This window comes from Blautia sp. AF26-2 (assembly GCF_003460955.1).
GTDB classification, from domain to species: Bacteria; Bacillota; Clostridia; order Lachnospirales; family Lachnospiraceae; genus Fusicatenibacter; species Fusicatenibacter saccharivorans.
Genome location: NZ_QTWD01000027.1, coordinates 1 through 1,631, shown reverse-complemented (window position 1 = coordinate 1,631; position 1,631 = coordinate 1). Strand labels below are relative to the sequence as shown.

The following is a 1,631-nucleotide window of genomic DNA, read 5'->3' as shown; positions in this document are numbered from 1 at the left end:
TTGCGCGTCTAACTCATCACTACTACAATATATTTATGGGTAATCCCCTTACTTCCAGTAAGGATTTATCCATCTCATTACTTAAACTGTTAGAATGTAGGATGCAATGGTATATCGACTTCATCACTTGGACCTCGCGTCCGTACTTTAGACTGATAACCGGCTCCTCATTCACAGTGTTCGTTTTATGCAGGTTGAATCACATTAGGTGCATTCGTGTCACACACAGTAGTTTGAACAGGTAATGAGTAAAACTGGTATTTATCCATTGTAATATTTTTTAAGGAGTGATAAATTTATGAACGCAGTAGGTATCGATGTTTCAAAAGGTAAAAGTATGGTTACAATTCTGAGACCATTTGGGGAGATTGTATCCTCTCCTTTTGAGATTAAGCACACATCCAGTGATATCCATTCACTTATTAAACTTATTCATTCTATCGAAGGTGAATCCCGGGTTGTAATGGAACATACCGGCCGCTACTACGAAGCACTTGCTCACCAGCTTTCAGCAGCAGATCTCTTTGTCAGTGCTGTTAATCCCAAGTTGGTCAAAGATTTTAATAACGATTCTCTTCGCAAAATCAAGTCCGACAAAGCTGATTCTGTCAAGATTGCCCGCTACGCTCTTGACAAATGGCAAAGTCTTGAACCGTATAGTATTACAGATGAATTACGCGCTCAGCTAAAGGTCATGAATCGTCAGTTCCATTTCTATGTGAAACAAAAAACGGCTATGAAAAATAATCTTATTGGCCTCATTGACCAGACCTATCCAAATGCAAATACTTATTTCAATAGTCCCACCCGCAGTGATGGTTCCCAGAAATGGGTTGATTTTGTCTCTACATACTGGCATGTAGATTGCATTCGTAAAATGTCTCTAAACGCTTTTGTTGAACATTATCAGAACTGGTGCAAGCGCAAAAAATATGCCTTCAATAAATCAAAAGCGGAAGAAATTTACACCAAAACAAAGGAACTTGTTCCAGTATTTCCTAAGAATGAAATAACCAAACATATCATCAGACAAGCTATCGATCAGCTCAACAGTACTTCCGTTACTGTCGAAACAATACGCACTCTCATGAACGAGACTGCCTCAAAGCTTCCTGAATACTCAATTGTCATGCAGTTTAAAGGGATTGGTCCATCTCTCGGTCCACAGCTTATGGCTGAGATCGGTGATGTAACCAGATTCACGCATAAAGGAGCCCTTACTGCATTCGCCGGAGTTGATCCTGGGGTAAACGAATCTGGTTCCTATGCCCAAAAAAGCGTCCCAACATCCAAACGTGGATCTTCAAATTTAAGAAAGACTCTTTTTCAAGTAATGGATGTTCTTATCAAAACCATGCCTCAGGATGATCCTGTATATCAATTCATGGACAGAAAACGCACCCAGGGTAAGCCTTACTATGTTTATATGACTGCAGGTGCTAATAAATTTCTCAGAATATACTATGGACGAGTGAAAGAATATCTTTCTGTTCTTCCTGATCCAAGCTAATTCAAAACTTTTACTTTCAGACCAGCACTGGTTGTGGTGGCCTTATTTTAATGCCTAATTTTTAACCTGTAAAGTTTTTTAACTTTCTTCAATTTTAGTATTGACTTTTTATTTGCAGGCT

General features: G+C 38.9%; 1 protein-coding gene. It reads left to right on the top strand.

Annotated elements, in window-relative coordinates:
* Positions 1–298: 298 nt before the first annotated feature.
* Entirely contained in the window at positions 299–1,510 is a 1,212-nt protein-coding gene (locus DWY63_RS17835) for an IS110 family transposase (RefSeq protein WP_019160295.1), read from the top strand.
* Positions 1,511–1,631 lie beyond the last annotated feature (121 nt).

Bases quoted from the DNA above. Each gene is read 5' to 3' on its own strand.
- DWY63_RS17835 (WP_019160295.1), top strand. From the start codon at position 299: ATGAACGCAGTAGGTATCGATGTTTCAAAAGGTAAAAGTATGGTTACA.